General features: G+C 38.0%; 20 protein-coding genes. 14 read left to right on the plus strand and 6 right to left on the minus strand.

Annotation, left to right across the window (positions count from 1 at the left end; all coding sequences use genetic code 11):
* Nucleotides 1–73 precede the first annotated feature (73 nt).
* From J8281_RS03575 to J8281_RS03635, 14 genes are all read left to right on the plus strand, one after another.
* On the plus strand, nucleotides 74–292 hold the full coding sequence (locus tag J8281_RS03575; RefSeq protein ID WP_210196223.1) for a hypothetical protein: 219 nt from the start codon (nucleotides 74–76) through the stop codon (nucleotides 290–292).
* Nucleotides 289–1,203, plus strand: a complete 915-nt coding sequence (locus J8281_RS03580) for a hypothetical protein (protein WP_210196224.1) — start codon at nucleotides 289–291, stop codon at nucleotides 1,201–1,203. Before J8281_RS03575 ends, J8281_RS03580 begins: the two co-directional genes overlap by 4 nt.
* Nucleotides 1,203–1,415 carry a hypothetical protein gene (locus tag J8281_RS03585; RefSeq protein ID WP_210196225.1) on the plus strand — a complete coding sequence of 71 codons (213 nt, stop codon included), beginning with the start codon at nucleotides 1,203–1,205 and terminating at the stop codon, nucleotides 1,413–1,415. The genes J8281_RS03580 and J8281_RS03585 overlap by 1 nt, the downstream gene beginning before the upstream one ends.
* Nucleotides 1,390–1,824, plus strand: a complete 435-nt coding sequence (locus J8281_RS03590; RefSeq protein WP_210196226.1) for a hypothetical protein — start codon at nucleotides 1,390–1,392, stop codon at nucleotides 1,822–1,824. Before J8281_RS03585 ends, J8281_RS03590 begins: the two co-directional genes overlap by 26 nt.
* Before the next feature lie 5 nt (nucleotides 1,825–1,829).
* On the plus strand, nucleotides 1,830–2,849 hold the full coding sequence (locus tag J8281_RS03595) for a peptidoglycan-binding protein (protein WP_210196227.1): 1,020 nt from the start codon (nucleotides 1,830–1,832) through the stop codon (nucleotides 2,847–2,849).
* 2 nt (nucleotides 2,850–2,851) lie between these two features.
* Nucleotides 2,852–3,247 carry a hypothetical protein gene (locus tag J8281_RS03600; RefSeq protein ID WP_210196228.1) on the plus strand — a complete coding sequence of 132 codons (396 nt, stop codon included), beginning with the start codon at nucleotides 2,852–2,854 and terminating at the stop codon, nucleotides 3,245–3,247.
* Complete coding sequence (locus J8281_RS03605; RefSeq protein ID WP_210196229.1) at nucleotides 3,169–3,726, plus strand: CHAP domain-containing protein; 558 nt, start codon at nucleotides 3,169–3,171, stop codon at nucleotides 3,724–3,726. Before J8281_RS03600 ends, J8281_RS03605 begins: the two co-directional genes overlap by 79 nt.
* 3 nt (nucleotides 3,727–3,729) lie before the next feature.
* A complete protein-coding gene (locus tag J8281_RS03610) occupies nucleotides 3,730–4,398 on the plus strand; it encodes a hypothetical protein (RefSeq protein ID WP_210196230.1) in 669 nt (222 codons plus the stop codon).
* Between the two features lie 2 nt (nucleotides 4,399–4,400).
* Nucleotides 4,401–4,625 carry a hypothetical protein gene (locus tag J8281_RS03615; protein WP_210196231.1) on the plus strand — a complete coding sequence of 75 codons (225 nt, stop codon included), beginning with the start codon at nucleotides 4,401–4,403 and terminating at the stop codon, nucleotides 4,623–4,625.
* Nucleotides 4,626–4,758: 133 nt separating this feature from the next.
* Nucleotides 4,759–4,881, plus strand: a complete 123-nt coding sequence (locus J8281_RS19795) for a hypothetical protein (protein WP_256437868.1) — start codon at nucleotides 4,759–4,761, stop codon at nucleotides 4,879–4,881.
* Between the two features lie 5 nt (nucleotides 4,882–4,886).
* The gene (locus J8281_RS03620; protein ID WP_210196232.1) at nucleotides 4,887–5,303 is read left to right on the plus strand and encodes a hypothetical protein; all 417 of its coding nucleotides are present in this window, start codon (nucleotides 4,887–4,889) and stop codon (nucleotides 5,301–5,303) included.
* Nucleotides 5,278–5,502, plus strand: a complete 225-nt coding sequence (locus J8281_RS19800) for a DUF4248 domain-containing protein (RefSeq protein WP_256437869.1) — start codon at nucleotides 5,278–5,280, stop codon at nucleotides 5,500–5,502. Before J8281_RS03620 ends, J8281_RS19800 begins: the two co-directional genes overlap by 26 nt.
* A gap of 183 nt (nucleotides 5,503–5,685) precedes the next feature.
* Nucleotides 5,686–6,666 carry an AAA family ATPase gene (locus tag J8281_RS03630; RefSeq protein WP_210196233.1) on the plus strand — a complete coding sequence of 327 codons (981 nt, stop codon included), beginning with the start codon at nucleotides 5,686–5,688 and terminating at the stop codon, nucleotides 6,664–6,666.
* On the plus strand, nucleotides 6,659–9,268 hold the full coding sequence (locus J8281_RS03635; protein ID WP_210196234.1) for a S8 family peptidase: 2,610 nt from the start codon (nucleotides 6,659–6,661) through the stop codon (nucleotides 9,266–9,268). Before J8281_RS03630 ends, J8281_RS03635 begins: the two co-directional genes overlap by 8 nt.
* Before the next feature lie 491 nt (nucleotides 9,269–9,759).
* On the opposite strand, the gene J8281_RS03640 is transcribed toward J8281_RS03635, so the two are convergent.
* From J8281_RS03640 to J8281_RS03665, 6 genes are all read right to left on the minus strand, one after another.
* Entirely contained in the window at nucleotides 9,760–10,215 is a 456-nt protein-coding gene (locus J8281_RS03640) for a hypothetical protein (RefSeq protein ID WP_210196235.1), read from the minus strand.
* Nucleotides 10,216–10,299: 84 nt separating this feature from the next.
* Nucleotides 10,300–10,812: a Crp/Fnr family transcriptional regulator gene (locus J8281_RS03645; protein WP_210196236.1), complete on the minus strand. Its 513-nt coding sequence runs from the start codon at nucleotides 10,810–10,812 to the stop codon at nucleotides 10,300–10,302.
* Nucleotides 10,813–11,218: 406 nt separating this feature from the next.
* The gene (locus J8281_RS03650) at nucleotides 11,219–11,926 is read right to left on the minus strand and encodes an SDR family oxidoreductase (RefSeq protein WP_210196237.1); all 708 of its coding nucleotides are present in this window, start codon (nucleotides 11,924–11,926) and stop codon (nucleotides 11,219–11,221) included.
* Nucleotides 11,927–11,937: 11 nt separating this feature from the next.
* Entirely contained in the window at nucleotides 11,938–12,531 is a 594-nt protein-coding gene (locus J8281_RS03655; protein WP_210196238.1) for an NAD(P)H-dependent oxidoreductase, read from the minus strand.
* A gap of 86 nt (nucleotides 12,532–12,617) precedes the next feature.
* Nucleotides 12,618–13,478, minus strand: coding sequence for an AraC family transcriptional regulator (locus J8281_RS03660; protein WP_210196239.1), 861 nt, complete (start codon nucleotides 13,476–13,478; stop codon nucleotides 12,618–12,620).
* Nucleotides 13,479–13,619: 141 nt separating this feature from the next.
* Entirely contained in the window at nucleotides 13,620–15,170 is a 1,551-nt protein-coding gene (locus J8281_RS03665) for an IS1182 family transposase (RefSeq protein ID WP_210196240.1), read from the minus strand.
* Nucleotides 15,171–15,275 lie beyond the last annotated feature (105 nt).

A 15,275-nucleotide genomic window follows, 5' to 3' on the forward strand; every position in this document is an offset into this window, starting at 1 on the left:
CATACGCTATGCCCTTCGAAGGATCCGGGAACGGGGCTATTCCAAATGCCGGATAGTACACAGGCAATTACAGATGTTGCCTGAAGAAGAACGAAAAATCGAAGCGTTCAATGAAATCTGGCTATTGATTGAAGCAGATCAAGGCATTCATATTCGCTCAGACTATGGAGAATACAATGAGTCGAATAAAGGATTATCAGAAAACAGCCAGGAACATGCCGATGAGATCAGTATTCTGAATACAACTGAAAACCCTAAAAAGGTCATCTTTTTACAAATTATCATGCAATGAACGAAAGTTTCAGACATAGAAAACCCGGATCCGTCCGGTTGACTGATGAGCAGTATGCCGAGATGGAATCTTTGGGAATTGATAATGAAAGTGCCTATGTGAAATATAAGCTCAACGGAGCAAAAAACCATTTGATGGTACTGCGTAACCAGTCAGGAATCGATGAAACTTTGGAGGATAAAGAAATGGCAGAAAACCAGGACACTTCTTTAGGAGTGCCAACAGATAAACCTGCCTCTGCAAATGCTTTGGCTGACAAGTTATCTATTCAACGGCTTTCATTGGAAAATCAACAGCTTCGGGAAAAACTGGATTCTCTGAGTATGGATAAGCAGCAAACTCTGGATGGAGTCCATCACCAGGTGAATAATTTGCTGAAAGATGAGCTATTAAAGCGAGATTTTGAATCTCTCAAAAAAGAAAATACCAATCAGCTCAAGCAAATCGAAAAGTTGGAAAAACAACTGGAAAAATCAGAGGCATCTACCGAAGAAAAGCAGCATGAAATTGAAGAACTCGTCAAGAAACTCAGTCTAGTAGAATTAGGGAAAGTACTCATCCCCGGAGCGATCAATGGACTGGCCAAGCGCTACCCCAAAGAAATGCATGGGCTGGCTTCTACTTTAGGAGGCCTGAATGGGGAAGAAGATAACATATTGCCCCCTTCCGGTCTCAGTGAAGAACAGCAAAACCTGTTGGGTATTTTAGAATATTTCAGGGAGCTCTTTACAGAATCACAATTTGACCAGATCGTTCAGCTAATCGCCCAGATGGGTGAACAGATCAAAGACGATCAGGAAATCCTGCAAAAGGTCAGTTATTATCTCAGGCAGTTGAATCGTGTCCAAAAAAGCAGGCAAAACACTCAACCAAAAGAAACACAGCCCGAAACGGAAAATACTACTGAATAATGGAAGAAACATTCAACATCACCGTACAACTCAAAGCTAAAAACCAGGTAGAAGCCGGCCAGGTAAAAAAAGCCTTTGAGACAATGGTCAAAAATTTTAAAGCTGAAGGGATCATCAAAATGGAGCATATGTTCAAAACGGATCCTTTTGTTCGGAACATAGTGAAAATCAAAGTAGGCAAAAATAATGGCAGTACCCGTAGCAGCATATAAAGCAGGACAAATGGCTTGGCAAAACCGGTCAAGGATATCGGTCAGTAGCCAGCTCACCACGGTCATTCTGGCGACTGGTGCAGGTGTCGGAGCTTTTCTGGGCATTCGCCTATTGATCAGGAACTTCAAGAAGGGTGTCCGTGAACAGCAAGCCCTGGTTGAGGGGAACCCTGCCTCATACGCCATTCGTTTAAAAATGGCCTTTGAGAATGATACATGGTTAGGCTGGGGAACTGATGAAGAGGCAGTATTTATCACATTGGAACTCATCCCTTCTCAATCCATTATGAGGAAGGTACAAAAGGCATACCGTGACCTTTACCAAAGAAACCTGGCGGCCGATCTCAAAGAAGAATTGACTACCGAAGAATTTACTACTGCCATGCAAATCATTAACAGTAAACCATAAAACAAATGGCAACACAAACGATCAAGACAGTGCAGAAAAAACCTCTTTCCGCTGAAGAGAAAAGAAGAGCAGGTCTACGCAAAAAGTATGTGATGTATGGTTTGGGAGCCGGTGTGCTTCTGGGAGGAGGTTATCTCTTGTATAATTACTTACAAGATAGGGCAGCATTAAACCGCAGTACTCAAACGCCTGTTATTCCGCCCAAAGAAGAAACCAATATCATTATTCAGCAGAATAGCAGCAGTTTCCCACTAAAACGCGGGTCAAGAGGCAATTTGATCAGCATGCTACAAAATGCATTGCTTGCTTTTGGAGGCGAAGCAGCCAATACCATCCGATCTACCAGTATTCGATCTGGAAAGACAGATGGAATATTCGGCCCAGGAACAGAACGTGCTCTAAGAGCTGCAGGGTACACTGCAATAGTCTCAGAGAATGACTTTTCCCGTTTGCTTTCCATTGGAAAAGCAAAAGCAGATAGTGGCCTGGTAGCAAACCAGAGCAATCAGGTAATTGCCGCAGAGCTTATAAAAGCAGCGAACAGCAGAAATCTGTTTGCTACAATAGCAGGATTGCAAAAGCTTCAGGATGTTAACCAATATATAGCCGTGAGCAATTTTTTTAAAGGCATCCGGATTAATGGAATAAGGGTAACCTCCTTGGTCAATGCATTGCTCAGTGTTGCTTTCAAAAGCAATGAATCTGGCAAAGTAAAGATTCGAGCAGAGTTCAGGCGGATAGGATTAAAACAAAATTCAAAGGGTGTTTGGTACATCCCAGGACTTGGAGCGATCGCTACCTGGCAGGATTGGAAAGACTATCGGGAAGACCGGCAGCTGTTCAATATCGCTATTGCAAGAAGACCTACTATGTTGAAAGCAATGAACGGTGACTCAATCATTCCGGCACTAAACCCTAATACCGTCATCGGATTTGTAACAGGTGATCATCGGGGCGTCACCCAAATTCTAACCCAAAGTGGGGAAACTGTTTATGCCCCTTCCCAAAACTTAAAATTGATATAATCATGAAACGATGGAAACAATGGTTTACAGACGAACTGACAACAAAATTAAAGAAACTCTGGAGTTACCTGAGCGTCTGGCGGGAACTATCCTCAATGGCAGTCGGACTATTGCTCTGGATACAAAGTGCTGTTTTCCTGAGATGGATCGACCCTACTGCAGGAACCTATGATGCAGGGATATTTCAGATTTATCTCTTTGCAATTATCGGACTATTCATTTTACACGGAGTAGTACGCATCCTGATGAAACTCATCTGGCCGACTTCAGATGATTATTTGGATCACGAATTTAGAAAAGACTTTAAAACGATAACCCCATGGCAAAAATTAAAACTCTCTACGTTTATCTTCTTTGCTTTTTTGTTTGCAGTAGCACTTTTAGCCAGAACGATTTAGGTCAGCCAGCTACACAAAGCAAACGGTTTTGCTTAAAGCAAATCTATGACAGCCAGTTAGGTGTCAGAGAGCAAGGTGGAGCAAACCAAGGCAAGCAGGTCGAGCAGTATTTAGCTTCGGTCGGTTTTGGTCCGGGCTTCCCATGGTGTGCAGCCTTTGTGAGCTGGTGCTATCAGCAAGCTAATGTAGAAGCTCCTAAAAGCGCATGGGTGCCGAGCTATGCACAAAAGCAAAGAATAATTTATAAACGAGGAAGGTTCATTAAAGAACTACCGCAACCAGGAGATGTATTTCTGATTTGGTACCAAAGGCTGAACCGCCCTGCCCATATCGGATTTGTCGATGAATGGAAGCAGGATTGGGTAATTACGGTAGAAGGAAATACAAATGATAACGGTTCACGGGAAGGGGACGGTGTTTATCGTAAGAAAAGGCTTAAACGACAAGTCTGGGCTGTGGTGGATTTTATAGGAGAATAAAAAATGCTGAATAAAACCATAAACATATTGCGAAGCAAAGGTTACAAACTGTATGACCGTCCCTATGAACTCAATATCGTAGCGTACCGTAGCAGATTTGTCCGAAGCAACCGATTTGATGACGAGATCCATGTGTTTTATAAAAATGAGCTAGGAAAATGGATCTATCACATCTTTCCTGCCACTACTGATCCTGGTCAATATTGGCTGGATAATCCAATGGATCCACAAGGGACCTCTTTTCTGAAAAAAGGACAGTATCAGGATGCCTATGAAATAGGTTATCATCGGGGAATTTATGAGGCTTTGGTTCAGACCAAAGAGGTTACCGTGATCCGAGACTACGACCGAAAAGGATTATTCAAATGGTTTGAAAGCGGTATAGAAGATACCGGAACTTTTGGAATCAATATCCACCGCGCACGGAAAACAGGCAATACCAAATCCGTTGACCATTTCTCTGCCGGATGTTTGGTATTTGCCAATGCCGAAGACTTTGAATTGTTTATGAAATTGGCAAGGTCACATCAGCAGCGATATGGGAATCGGTTTACGGTGACACTGGTTGATTTTCGGGATGAACGAAGAAGGATATTTCAAAAAGTAGCCTGGACATCACTTATCGCTTCTTCAGTTTTATTGTTTTTGGCGGCCTATCAAAACCAAACCTAACTATGAAACTATCAAAAAACAGTAAAAAAGCAGGACTGGCTTTAATGGGCAGTATGGTTGGTTTTCTGACTGCTAAATACCTGAAGACGGAGGAAATCTATCCTTTCATTTTGATAGGTGGTTTTGTTGGGAATTTCATAGGTGAGGAATACATCCCGGAAGATCAATATTCAACTATTGGCACCAATGGTTTTGAAGGATTCGGACAGTACAGCACATTCAAGTGATTTAATGTCCGAAATGAGCTGACAGGAGTGGTTGTTGATGTATAGATATACATGAAAAAGAATGCAATTGATGAAAAATAAAAGTAAAAAAGAACGCTTCCGTGAATTCATCTGTGACCTGGAGAAAATCTCCTTGAAACACGGCATAGCCATTCAAGCCGTAGGTGGGGTGTACATCTTTGATGAACCTACCAAGGTGATTTATGATCCCGACCACACCTCTGGGGATTTAATGCCCTATTGGGATGAAGAGTGACAGTTATGAAAAAGAGACTCTATGCCATCTATGACCAACACGGTAATTTCAGGTTCAAAAAAGAATTTGATACTAAAGGACAGTTGACGAGATACCTGAATGAACGATATGAAAAGGGTCAGAAATACTATGGCATTGAATTGACAGGCTCAACAGTAAAACTATCTGAAGCCAACATCAAGAAACTGGAGGCAAGTATTGAAAAGGCGAAAGAATACCTCTATCCACAAGATATTGCAAGTCTGAAGAAGTTGGTCAAGGTATTGAAGTCACAACCTGCAAGAGAAGGGATGGTATTGGCTTCCTCTCTGGATACAATCGTTCGGGACGTAATCCCTTTGGAAGTATGGAAAGCAATAGGCGGAAAATACCCAAACCCTAATCAAAACAAAAGCAATGGAGATCAGAAGTGTATATTTTGAAGGTGAGCAGCCCCCTGTGAAGATCAAATCATATTACAAATATGAGTTGGCTGCCATGTACAATGTTTGTTCAAAAACCTTCTCTGCCTGGATGCATACTTACCTGGAAGAGCTCCAGCAGTTCGGCTATAAAAAGCATACGAAACTCCTGCGTCCCGAAGTGGTCAGATTTCTTTTTGATCGGTTGGGAGAGCCTTGATAGTGTTATAAATACTTCATAGAAGTGCTTGTATAGGTTATTATTTGATATTTATTATAGCAATATTTTCTCAAGCATGGCTCATGTATTTATAAAAAAGACACTATATTGATAATCAATGATGTTAATATCTAAATCTACCAAGATAAATTTCGATTTATAATATTGTTATCTTTACAGACAATGGCACGAGCAGACTTATTATTAAAATTAGTAAAAGCCGGAACCAACGGAAATCAGACACTTTTTAAAAAAGTAGTCGAATCTATTATTGCCGAAGAAAAAAGCAAACAACACCATATTGTTGCAGAGCAATTAACTGATTTATTGATTAAGTCTAAGGAGGCTAAACCGAAGAATTCTTCTAATAATCGTCTGTTAGATGAAAAATTAGATAATTTCCTTTATCGTATTTATCCTCAAAAAACCTTAGAGGACGTTATACTAGATTACAATAATTCAAAAGTAATCCAGGATTTAATACAAGAACATCACCGTAGTGATCTTTTAAGATCGTACAATCTAGAACCAAGAAATCGAATACTGTTAGCAGGGCCTCCAGGAAATGGTAAAACATCATTAGCCGAAGTTATTGCTCAGTCTTTAATGATTCCCTTTTATGTCATTCGTTATGACGGAATAATTGGAAGCTATTTGGGTGAAACCGCGACAAGATTAAAGGCCATGTTCGATTTTATTCGAACACAAGAATGCGTTTTGTTTTTTGATGAATTCGATGCAATTGGAAAAGAAAGAGGGGATATCCACGAAACCGGAGAAATAAAAAGGGTTGTAAGTTCACTTCTACTTCAAATTGATAGATTACCAAGTTATGTGGTTGTAGTCGCAGCTACTAATCATGCTGAACTTTTGGATAAGGCCGTTTGGAGAAGATTTCAAGTTAGAATGGAATTAAAAGCACCAGATAAAAATATGATTGAACTTTGGTTGAAAAAGTTCGAACAACGAGTGAAATATGACTTGCAATATCCGATTTCCAGAATAGCAAGCAAACTTGAAGGACATAACTTTGCAGAAATTGAAGAATTTATACTAGATGTAGAACGAAAATACATATTGTCTTTACCAGAAGTTGATGTAAAAAGAGTAGTGGATGAATGTTTGGGGCAGATGGAGCAGAAATACTCTTTAAACAATGGCTAAAAAACCTCTTTTAATTTTCCCATCTCCAACTACAGCTGAGAAGTCAAGAAAATTTGGCTCCTCTGGCAATCTCTTTTTCCCTTCTAAGGGTAGGCAAATAGAACGTCATGAGGATAAAATAACTGAATTAGAAAGAGTACTTACCAATAAATCTGCTGCTTTACAACAAGAGGCTGGGAACATAATACCAGAGATGATCTTGGTATTAGAAACTGTTGGTGAAATTAGTGATTTTTTCAAAGCAGTAAGAAAAACCCCAGGAATGAAGTTTTTAGCCGAGTATGAATCTGAAATTGATCCAGATGAGGATTTTTATATTCTTGACGATAATGGCAATAAGACAGATAAGTCAGTTGACTCTCGGTTTTATTTGACGATGACCAATCAAGAAGCTCTTAGAGAACTTCAAAAATATTGGAAAGAATACAAGAAAGACAAGCAACAACAAGACTTTAGGCGTGGTACAACTAACTTCAGAACTCTTTTTGAGCAGTTAAGAGACATTAGACCCTATAATATAGAAGACAGAGTTCGAGACACAGGTATTCAAGATTATATAGACGAAATAAAAGCTTATGATCATGATATTGTCAAGTTTGAAATAGAACTGGCTTATAGAGAAGATCAGCAGCAAAATGAAAATGCTTATCAAGAGGTAGTGAGATTACTTCATCTAAATGAGGGGAATGAAGTAGCAGGTTCCAGAGTTGTTATTTCGCAAATCCAATATCATGCATTTATTGCAGAAGCTCCGATACAAGCTTTTGATAATTTAACAGAAAACACTAACATTTCTTTTCTGAAATCTCAACAAATTTTGTTCTTCCGACCTGTAGGGCAAATTATTTTTGAGACTCCTGCAGAAGAACTACAGCTTCCTACTATTGAAGAGCCCGAAGATAATCAGGTCAATGGGCAACCGATAGCGGCTCTTTTGGATGGTTTACCATTAGAGAATCATGTATTACTTCAAAATAGAATTCAAGTTGATGATCCAGATGAGTTTGGCGTTAATTATCTCGGTAGCCAAAGGTATCACGGTACAGCAATGTCTTCGTTGATACTGCACGGAGACTTAGATGATCTTAATTCGGTACCCTTAGATAGACCTTTGTATGTAAGGCCTATTATGAAACTAAACTCTGGGTTTAATCCAGGTGAATCTCTGCCTGATGATATATTACCAATCGATTTGGTTCATAGAGCCATTATTAGGATGAAAATAGGAGAAGGAGAAACTCCACCAACTGCACCATTAGTAAAAATTATTAATTTTTCAATAGGAGATGCTTTTAGACCTTTTCATTCTAACATCAGTTCCTGGGCAAAACTTCTTGATTGGTTAGCTGGGGAATATGACTTGCTATTTATTGTGAGCGCAGGAAATCATGCTGATGACATTACATTAGAAATTCCAGAAGCTGAATTTGATAATTTATCGGAGGATCAAGTTCAGAAATTAGCTTTAGAAGAAATAGTAAAAACAAATTATAGTCGAAAAATTCTTACTCCTGCGGAGTCTATTAACGCGTTAACAGTTGGCGCTTCTCATTATGATTCATCCAAAATCGCAAATTTATATCAAAGAAAAAATATTATAAACTCTTCTGAACTCTTGTCTCCCATAAGTAGGATAGGGTTCGGTTACAAACGTAGTATAAAGCCAGAAATATTAATGCCTGGAGGTAGAAAGCTCTACAGGAAAGCTCCAATACAAAATGATGCTAATAAGACTACCTTGAGGATAGAAACAACTCCATTTACTGCAAATCCTCCAGGTAGTAGAAGTGCGTTACCTGGTGCAGAAGGGCGAGTTGATGCAACAGGTTATCTTTGTGGAACAAGTAATTCAGCAGCTTTAACTACTCGGCTGGCTGTTCAGCTATATGAAGTTCTACTTACTCTAACCAATGAAGAAGGAAGAACAGTCATTGATACTGGTTTTTTCACGGTAATTATTAAAAGTTTGCTTGTGCATAGCGCAAGTTGGGGTGAAAAATCGTCTTTGCTTTTAGACCTGATCAAAAACCTACCAGGTACAGCAGCAAATACGTCAAAGAAAAATATTTTACCCTATCTAGGTTATGGACACGTTGATCCTCAAAGAATACTTTATTCTACTGATAAAAGGGTAACTCTGTTAGGTTACGGAAAACTATCTAGCGGGGGCGCTCATCTCTATCGCTTTCCTTTGCCACCATCCCTAAGTACAGATAAGATTGAAAAAAGATTGACTATTACTCTTGCGTATCATAGTCCCCTTAATTTTAATACGCGAAAATATCGTAAAGCTCAACTTTATTTTGATAATGTAACCCATAACGGACATCTTGATCTTTCTAGGTCTTACTATGATTTTAGAACAACTCAATTAGGTACCACCCAGCATGATATATTACAAGGTGATAAAGCAGATGTATTTATAGACAATGATTACCTAGAAATAAAAGTAAACTGTAGGGAAGATGCTTCTGGTTTAGAGAAAACATTTCTTGTAAAATATGGATTAGCAGTTACACTTGAGGTAAAAGAGGATGTTGATATAACAATTTATGAAGAAATAAAACAACGTCTGCAGACACGTATCCGACCTACAACTTAAATTCTAAATCAGAAATCCATTCTTATCCGAACCAAAAATTGCCTTTCACCCTTCTTTTTTGAAAGGATATAAAAGAAAATCTACCGGTTCGTGACTTTCAAGGCAAAATAGTAGTTCAAACCCGATCTGTTTACCGGGTTTATGTCATTTACAACAAGAGAACTAAGAACCGAAAGCGTATGGTATAAACTGAGCAAAAAATACCGAAAAAAGGTAACGGTCTCGTGCATGAGCAGTAGCTGATTTTAAGCGACTACTTTTTAGGTTACAATATAATTTTTTAAAAGGAAAAGCGGATCAAGTTTGCACTTAAACCGCTATTGATTATACACCGTGTTGTATGCTGTTCTTTACAATCTCAACTTCGCTAAATTCAATCCATAATGTCCATAATACTTAACAACAAAATTGGTTAGAACAGCTATAAAAGCAGACTACAATTACACCGACAATCAAAAAAAACCGTAACTTATCGACTCCCATCTCGGGGGCTAAAACTTAAATGAATAGCTGATACTTGGGGTTGGGTTGATTTGTAAATCTTGCCCATCAGCAGCTAAAGCAATGATACCTATTCGAAAGTTCAAGCCTTTCCAGGCGTACCATCGGAAACCAGCTTCAACGCCTAATGCGTTTTTATCTTCATAGTCCCTGGTCAATCCTCTTAAATAAGAAGCACCAACGTAAAAGGAAGAAGGAATGTCTTTCTCATCAACCGGAAAGAACCAATAAGATAACCCTGCTTTCAGAAATTCAGTTGTTACTCCGCTTTCAAAGTTGGTTGGGTAATAGCCAGCGTGAACCGATACCTGATTTCGCTGATATTCTAAACCAATGGAAGGATTTCTAAACCCATTGATACTTATCGTTTGTTTTGGAAATTTTTCTTGTGTAAAGGCTTTGCTTGCAATGGTGAGCAATACAGCCAACAAAACATTCTTTAGCATATCATAATTTTTATTTGTTACGCTGTAAAGTTCTGTCTGCTAGAATTTATCCCACAGGACAAATGTCTGAAAATGTAGGTGTATTTAAATTTTCGCTCTTAGCCTGCTCAAATGTCTTGGGGTCATACCGAGCATTGATGCAATATATTGCAAGGGCACTTGTTGTAAAATTTCGGGTTCTTCTTGCATCAATTGTTTATACCGCTGTTCTGCTGTTAGGGTAATAAGGTCAAATTTTGCCTTATCTATACAGCATAGCTGATATTCAATAAGCTGAATATAAAAGTCTTTAAAAGATGCTATTTCTTCCTGTAGGGAAAGAATATCTTTCTTGGTTATAACCCAAAGACAAGATGGATTTATGGCCTTAACGTTTTCTCTGGAAGGTTTCTCAGTTAAATAACTAAGTAAAGATGCTACAAACGTATTTGGTAGTGAAATATAATTTGTTCGTTCATCACCTTGTTGATTTGTAGAATAAAATTGAAACTGTCCAAATTCTAGATAGCCAATTTCTGAAGTGTAACTTCCTTCACTGACAAAGAATTCCCCTTTGTCAAAAGTTCTTTTTTGAAAGCATTGCGTGATGCTTTTCACTTCCGATTCGCTAAATCCAACGCTACTAAAGTATATTTCTAGGCTGTTCAATTTTGAAGTTTGAATGTTGTCAAATGGCATACAATGTGCGGGCGGCTATGGCGTGTTCTTTTGTGCAAAATAGTAATTTTGCTTCAAAAGTATGCGTTATAGCAGCCAGTTCTTGTCCGTTCTCCCGCTTTTCGCGGGGAGCGGGCGTGGACTGGCGCGGAGCCGCCCGCACATTCGAGTCCATACGGAGCGTAGCGGAGTATGGACTCGAACGTTTTTGTATATGAAAAGTAGCAGGGTTTACTAACGGACTTTTCGGTTTGGTACTGCCTTAAATTTATAAAATTCATTTTCGATTAAGTACTTAAACCGCTGTTTTTTGTATACGGTGTTGTGTGCTGGTTTATTTGTCTTTTTATTTCCTATTCGGATTAGTAGCCCAAACTTCGGCACTAGGTATGAAGCCAATATCACTTAAGGATAGCATTGCTAAAATAGTATGAGCTATTTCAGAAGGTTTAAGTTTATAAGTTGTGTTTTTCAATTCTAAGCCCGCTTTTTCAATAAAATCTGTTACTACTTCGCTAGGGTTTACTTGAGCTACTCTAATATTATGAGGGCGTAATTCTGCGCGCCAACATTCAGTTAAACCTGTTACTGCAAATTTGCTTGCTACGTAAGCAGAGCCAGTTTGAAAACCTCTAACAGCAGCAGTAGAACCTATATTTATAATATTTCCGTATTGTGCCTTTATAAAATGTTTTGCAGCTTCTCTCCCTGCTAAAAACAAACCTTTGGTATTTACTTCCCATTGGTTTTGAAAATCCTTTAACGTGGTTTCTGTTAAAAGTGTAAGCGAGCCAATTCCTGCATTATTGATAAGTACATTTATAGTTCCCATACTTTTTATAGCAAAATCAAAAAGCGCTTTAACGTCTTCTTCTTTTGTAACATCTGCAACGAAACCTAAAGTGTCTAATTCTTTTATGGCTTTTTGAAGTTTAGCATCATTTCTACCAGAAATAACCACTTGTGCACCATGTTTCTTTAAAACTTTTGCTGTTTCATAACCAATTCCACTAGTGGCACCTGTTATGATTACTTTTACATCATTTATATTCATTATTGTTGATTTTATGAATTAATAATATGCCTATTTAAATGGTCTTCAAATCGTATAAAATCGTTTTTTATAGTTGGATTTTTCCAAACATCATAACAAACAAAGGTTGGAAGTGCTGTCATCCCTAAAAACCTAAAGTTCACGTGTTGAGGGAAAAACAAATCGTCTACGGACTTTCCTTGAAACAAATACTCGTCTTCATTATTAAATGCACCATTTGGTGCGTTAAATGTTAGCGAAAGCATATATTTTGAACCATTTAAGCTTCCACCAGTTCCATAATTTATTTCTGGGTTTTCTTCATTTCTACCATCATATAAACACAGTTTACCTGTCATTCCTGCAGTAAAAACTTCATCTATATATTTTTTATAACCCCAAGTTATTCCCATCCAATTAACTGGCGTTTGTAACACTATTATATCTGCCCAAATGTGCTTGTCAACTTCCTCTTCTATAGTGTAATCTTCTGATATAATGGTGGTTTTTACTTCAAAATTATTGGCTTCAAATTGCTGTTTTGCTTTTTCAACAAGAGATGCGTTAAGTTTACCTTCAGAAAAAGCGTTAGGTTGAAAACCATTAACTATTAATATTTTTTTCATTATAATTTACATTTTTATTTATTTGGCAAAAGTAAATTAATGATTAAGAGCAATTGCTAAACAAATTACTGCAAGAATGAAACGTTTTACTTATTTCTAAATTTAGAGGGTGTAAATCCTGTTTTATTCTTAAAAAAACGCGTGAAATAGGTTGGATAATCAAAGCCTAAGCTGTATGCTATTTCATTAACGTTTAGTTTAGTGTCGGATAATTTTACCTTGGCAACTCTAATGATATGGTCGTGGATATGGTCTAACGGTGGACGTCCAGTAAAATGCTTAATAACATCACCAAAATAGTTAGTTGATAAGTTCGCTTTTTCAGCAAAATGGTTAACAGATGGTAATTTGTAGTTTTCAGTTCCGTCGTTAAAATAGTCTTGTAAATGACGTTTAAATTCTATTACAATTTTATTATATATGTCTTGCCTAGTTTCAAATTGTCGTTTGTAAAATGAATGTATGTAGGACAAAATGAGTTTAGAATAAGAGAGTAGTATATCTTCTGAAAAATTTGTTTTTGAAAATTCGTTATAAGCCATTTCAAATATGCCAGTCAATAAATCTTCTTCATCTTGGTTAAGAAATAGAGCTTCATGTTTATCATAACCTGAAAAATTATAGGTTTTCGCATAATCGTTAAAGATTTTTTTATTGATTAGAATATGATAGCCTTTCCAAGGTTTTTTCAAACTCCATTCTGCAATAGTGTCTGGTGCATCGAAATAAGCAAACGAGTATCTTCCATCATATGGTGTTTTTCCAAAGTCTTCAATAGATTCAAAATTTGTTTTCAGAGCCAAAAAATAAAAATCAATTGAAATTGGTTTTGAAGATAAAAGCAGGTTGTGATGTTCTTCATATTTAGTAATATGAATGGTGTCGCTTTTATAATTTTCTATATTAAAATACTTTAAAAAAGAAGCTATTTTAAACTTTGGAATCAAGATGAATAATTTTTACAAAGGTATAAATTGAAGATTTTAAGCAATTACAGATTTTAAGGAAATGGTGAAACAAATTACTGTTATGTAAAACTTGCACACAACGGCAGTCTGTCTCAAAACCACCTTTAATTTGGCTTAAAGTTAGGCAAAAATCAAAGAGCGAAGATTTGGAACAGGTTTAAGTGATTTTAAGAATAGCTGTTCAATTTTGGTTAAAATGACTGTAAGGTGGGCAAATATTGGTTTCAATAGGCATTTTTGGTAGTCAGGATCATTTTTAATGGTTGTTTTATCACTATTTATGATGTTAATGAGTCTTTTGAGATTGTATACTATAGCAACCAGCCCGAAGTCTGCACTAGCTCTTGCGATAGTTTTTTTGGTCATTATGTGATCAAAACCCCATTGCCTTTTCATAGTTCCGAACGGATGCTCTACTATGGCCTGTCTTTTTTTGTATAGTTCTTGGTTTTCGGTCACATGTGCTTTGTTTTGCTCAATATATGGTGTAAACTCACTTCGTTGAATGATCTTTCCGTTTTGTGTTGCAGTCGTGCACGATGCTCGTACCGGGCATTCTTTACAGGCTTTTGTTTTGTACTGTTTAAATCGGTAGTTTCTAGCTCTGTACCATGAGCCATTGGAAGTAAGGATGTTTCCTTGTGGGCAAGTGTAGGTATCTGTTGTAGGGTCGTAGTCGAAGTTTTCGGCATTGTAAGCGGGATCAGGAGCTTGGCTTTTTCGCCCAATGCCAGGTATGGCCACCAGTGTTTTAATATTTAAACGATTGGCAACGGCCAGTTCGCTCCCGGTATGATAGCCCTTGTCATAAAGGGCAGTAAATGTATTGGTTTGCAATATGGCCTTTGCCCGTTGTAGCATGTTGCCCATGGCCTTTTTATCATTTTGATTGGTGATTTTATAATCAATCAGTAGTTTATGATCTGAATCCACGGTGGTTTGTGCGGTATAGCATACTTCAGTAATAGTTCCTCTTACAATTTGGTGACGGCTCTCCGGGTCAGATGTAGAGATTTGCGGGTTTTTGGTAGTGGTGTCCTTCGCCAGTTGCTTTTGCAGATGCTCGTACTTAGTACGCTGCTGTTTTCTATGTTCAATTTGCTTTTCAACCTCTTGCTTTTGGTCGCCATCAGACTTGGCGAGTTCTTGATTGTGTTCTTCCAGCTTTTTATCAATATACTCCAGATGGCGTTGTACCTTTTTTGGGTTGTAATTGTTCTTTTTGCTGTTTTGCGCCCTGAGTTTAGTGGAGTCGCCTGCAATGAGTGTAGCCCCTATTAAATCATGGTTTTGTGCGATGGAAACCGTAGCCCTGAAAACCCTCTTGATCGCTTTTGGGTTATCTTTTCTAAAGCGGTTGATGGTATTGTGATCCGGTTTGAGATTGCCCAACAGCCACATCACTTCAATATTACGGGTGCATTCCAGTTCAAGCCTGCGGGAAGACCGCATTTTGTTCATGTAGCCGTAAATATACAGTTTCAATAAATCTGCTGGATCGTACGGTGGATGACCTTGTTCTGGTAAATCAGTAAAACTTAAGTCTTGCAAGTTCAAAGAATCCACAAACTGATCGATAGCGCGAACCGAATTGTCTTCGCAAATCATATCATCAAGACAGGTAGTGTAGAGGGTGAGTTGGGTACGAGATTGCTTTTTGCGATATTCCATGCCTTAAATTAATCAAACTAAAAGTTCGAAAGAAATGAACTATGTTAATAATAGGTTAGGTTTTGAGACAGTCTGACGGTCTTGTGTATGAGCAGTAGCAGATTT

The organism is Aquimarina sp. U1-2 (assembly GCF_017897595.1).
Taxonomy (GTDB): Bacteria; Bacteroidota; Bacteroidia; order Flavobacteriales; family Flavobacteriaceae; genus Aquimarina.

Excerpts from the sequence above, each read along its gene's own strand:
- J8281_RS03630 (WP_210196233.1), top strand. The coding sequence starts at position 5,686 with ATGGCACGAGCAGACTTATTATTAAAATTAGTAAAAGCCGGAACCAAC.
- J8281_RS03585 (WP_210196225.1), top strand. The coding sequence starts at position 1,203 with ATGGAAGAAACATTCAACATCACCGTACAACTCAAAGCTAAAAACCAG.
- J8281_RS03590 (WP_210196226.1), top strand. The coding sequence starts at position 1,390 with ATGGCAGTACCCGTAGCAGCATATAAAGCAGGACAAATGGCTTGGCAA.
- J8281_RS03615 (WP_210196231.1), top strand. The coding sequence starts at position 4,401 with ATGAAACTATCAAAAAACAGTAAAAAAGCAGGACTGGCTTTAATGGGC.
- J8281_RS03595 (WP_210196227.1), top strand. The coding sequence starts at position 1,830 with ATGGCAACACAAACGATCAAGACAGTGCAGAAAAAACCTCTTTCCGCT.
- J8281_RS03575 (WP_210196223.1), top strand. The coding sequence starts at position 74 with ATGTTGCCTGAAGAAGAACGAAAAATCGAAGCGTTCAATGAAATCTGG.
- J8281_RS19800 (WP_256437869.1), top strand. The coding sequence starts at position 5,278 with ATGGAGATCAGAAGTGTATATTTTGAAGGTGAGCAGCCCCCTGTGAAG.
- J8281_RS03665 (WP_210196240.1), bottom strand. The coding sequence starts at position 15,170 with ATGGAATATCGCAAAAAGCAATCTCGTACCCAACTCACCCTCTACACT.
- J8281_RS03655 (WP_210196238.1), bottom strand. The coding sequence starts at position 12,531 with ATGAAAAAAATATTAATAGTTAATGGTTTTCAACCTAACGCTTTTTCT.
- J8281_RS03600 (WP_210196228.1), top strand. The coding sequence starts at position 2,852 with ATGAAACGATGGAAACAATGGTTTACAGACGAACTGACAACAAAATTA.
- J8281_RS03605 (WP_210196229.1), top strand. The coding sequence starts at position 3,169 with ATGGCAAAAATTAAAACTCTCTACGTTTATCTTCTTTGCTTTTTTGTT.
- J8281_RS03635 (WP_210196234.1), top strand. The coding sequence starts at position 6,659 with ATGGCTAAAAAACCTCTTTTAATTTTCCCATCTCCAACTACAGCTGAG.
- J8281_RS03650 (WP_210196237.1), bottom strand. The coding sequence starts at position 11,926 with ATGAATATAAATGATGTAAAAGTAATCATAACAGGTGCCACTAGTGGA.
- J8281_RS03620 (WP_210196232.1), top strand. The coding sequence starts at position 4,887 with ATGAAAAAGAGACTCTATGCCATCTATGACCAACACGGTAATTTCAGG.
- J8281_RS03610 (WP_210196230.1), top strand. The coding sequence starts at position 3,730 with ATGCTGAATAAAACCATAAACATATTGCGAAGCAAAGGTTACAAACTG.
- J8281_RS03640 (WP_210196235.1), bottom strand. The coding sequence starts at position 10,215 with ATGCTAAAGAATGTTTTGTTGGCTGTATTGCTCACCATTGCAAGCAAA.
- J8281_RS03580 (WP_210196224.1), top strand. The coding sequence starts at position 289 with ATGAACGAAAGTTTCAGACATAGAAAACCCGGATCCGTCCGGTTGACT.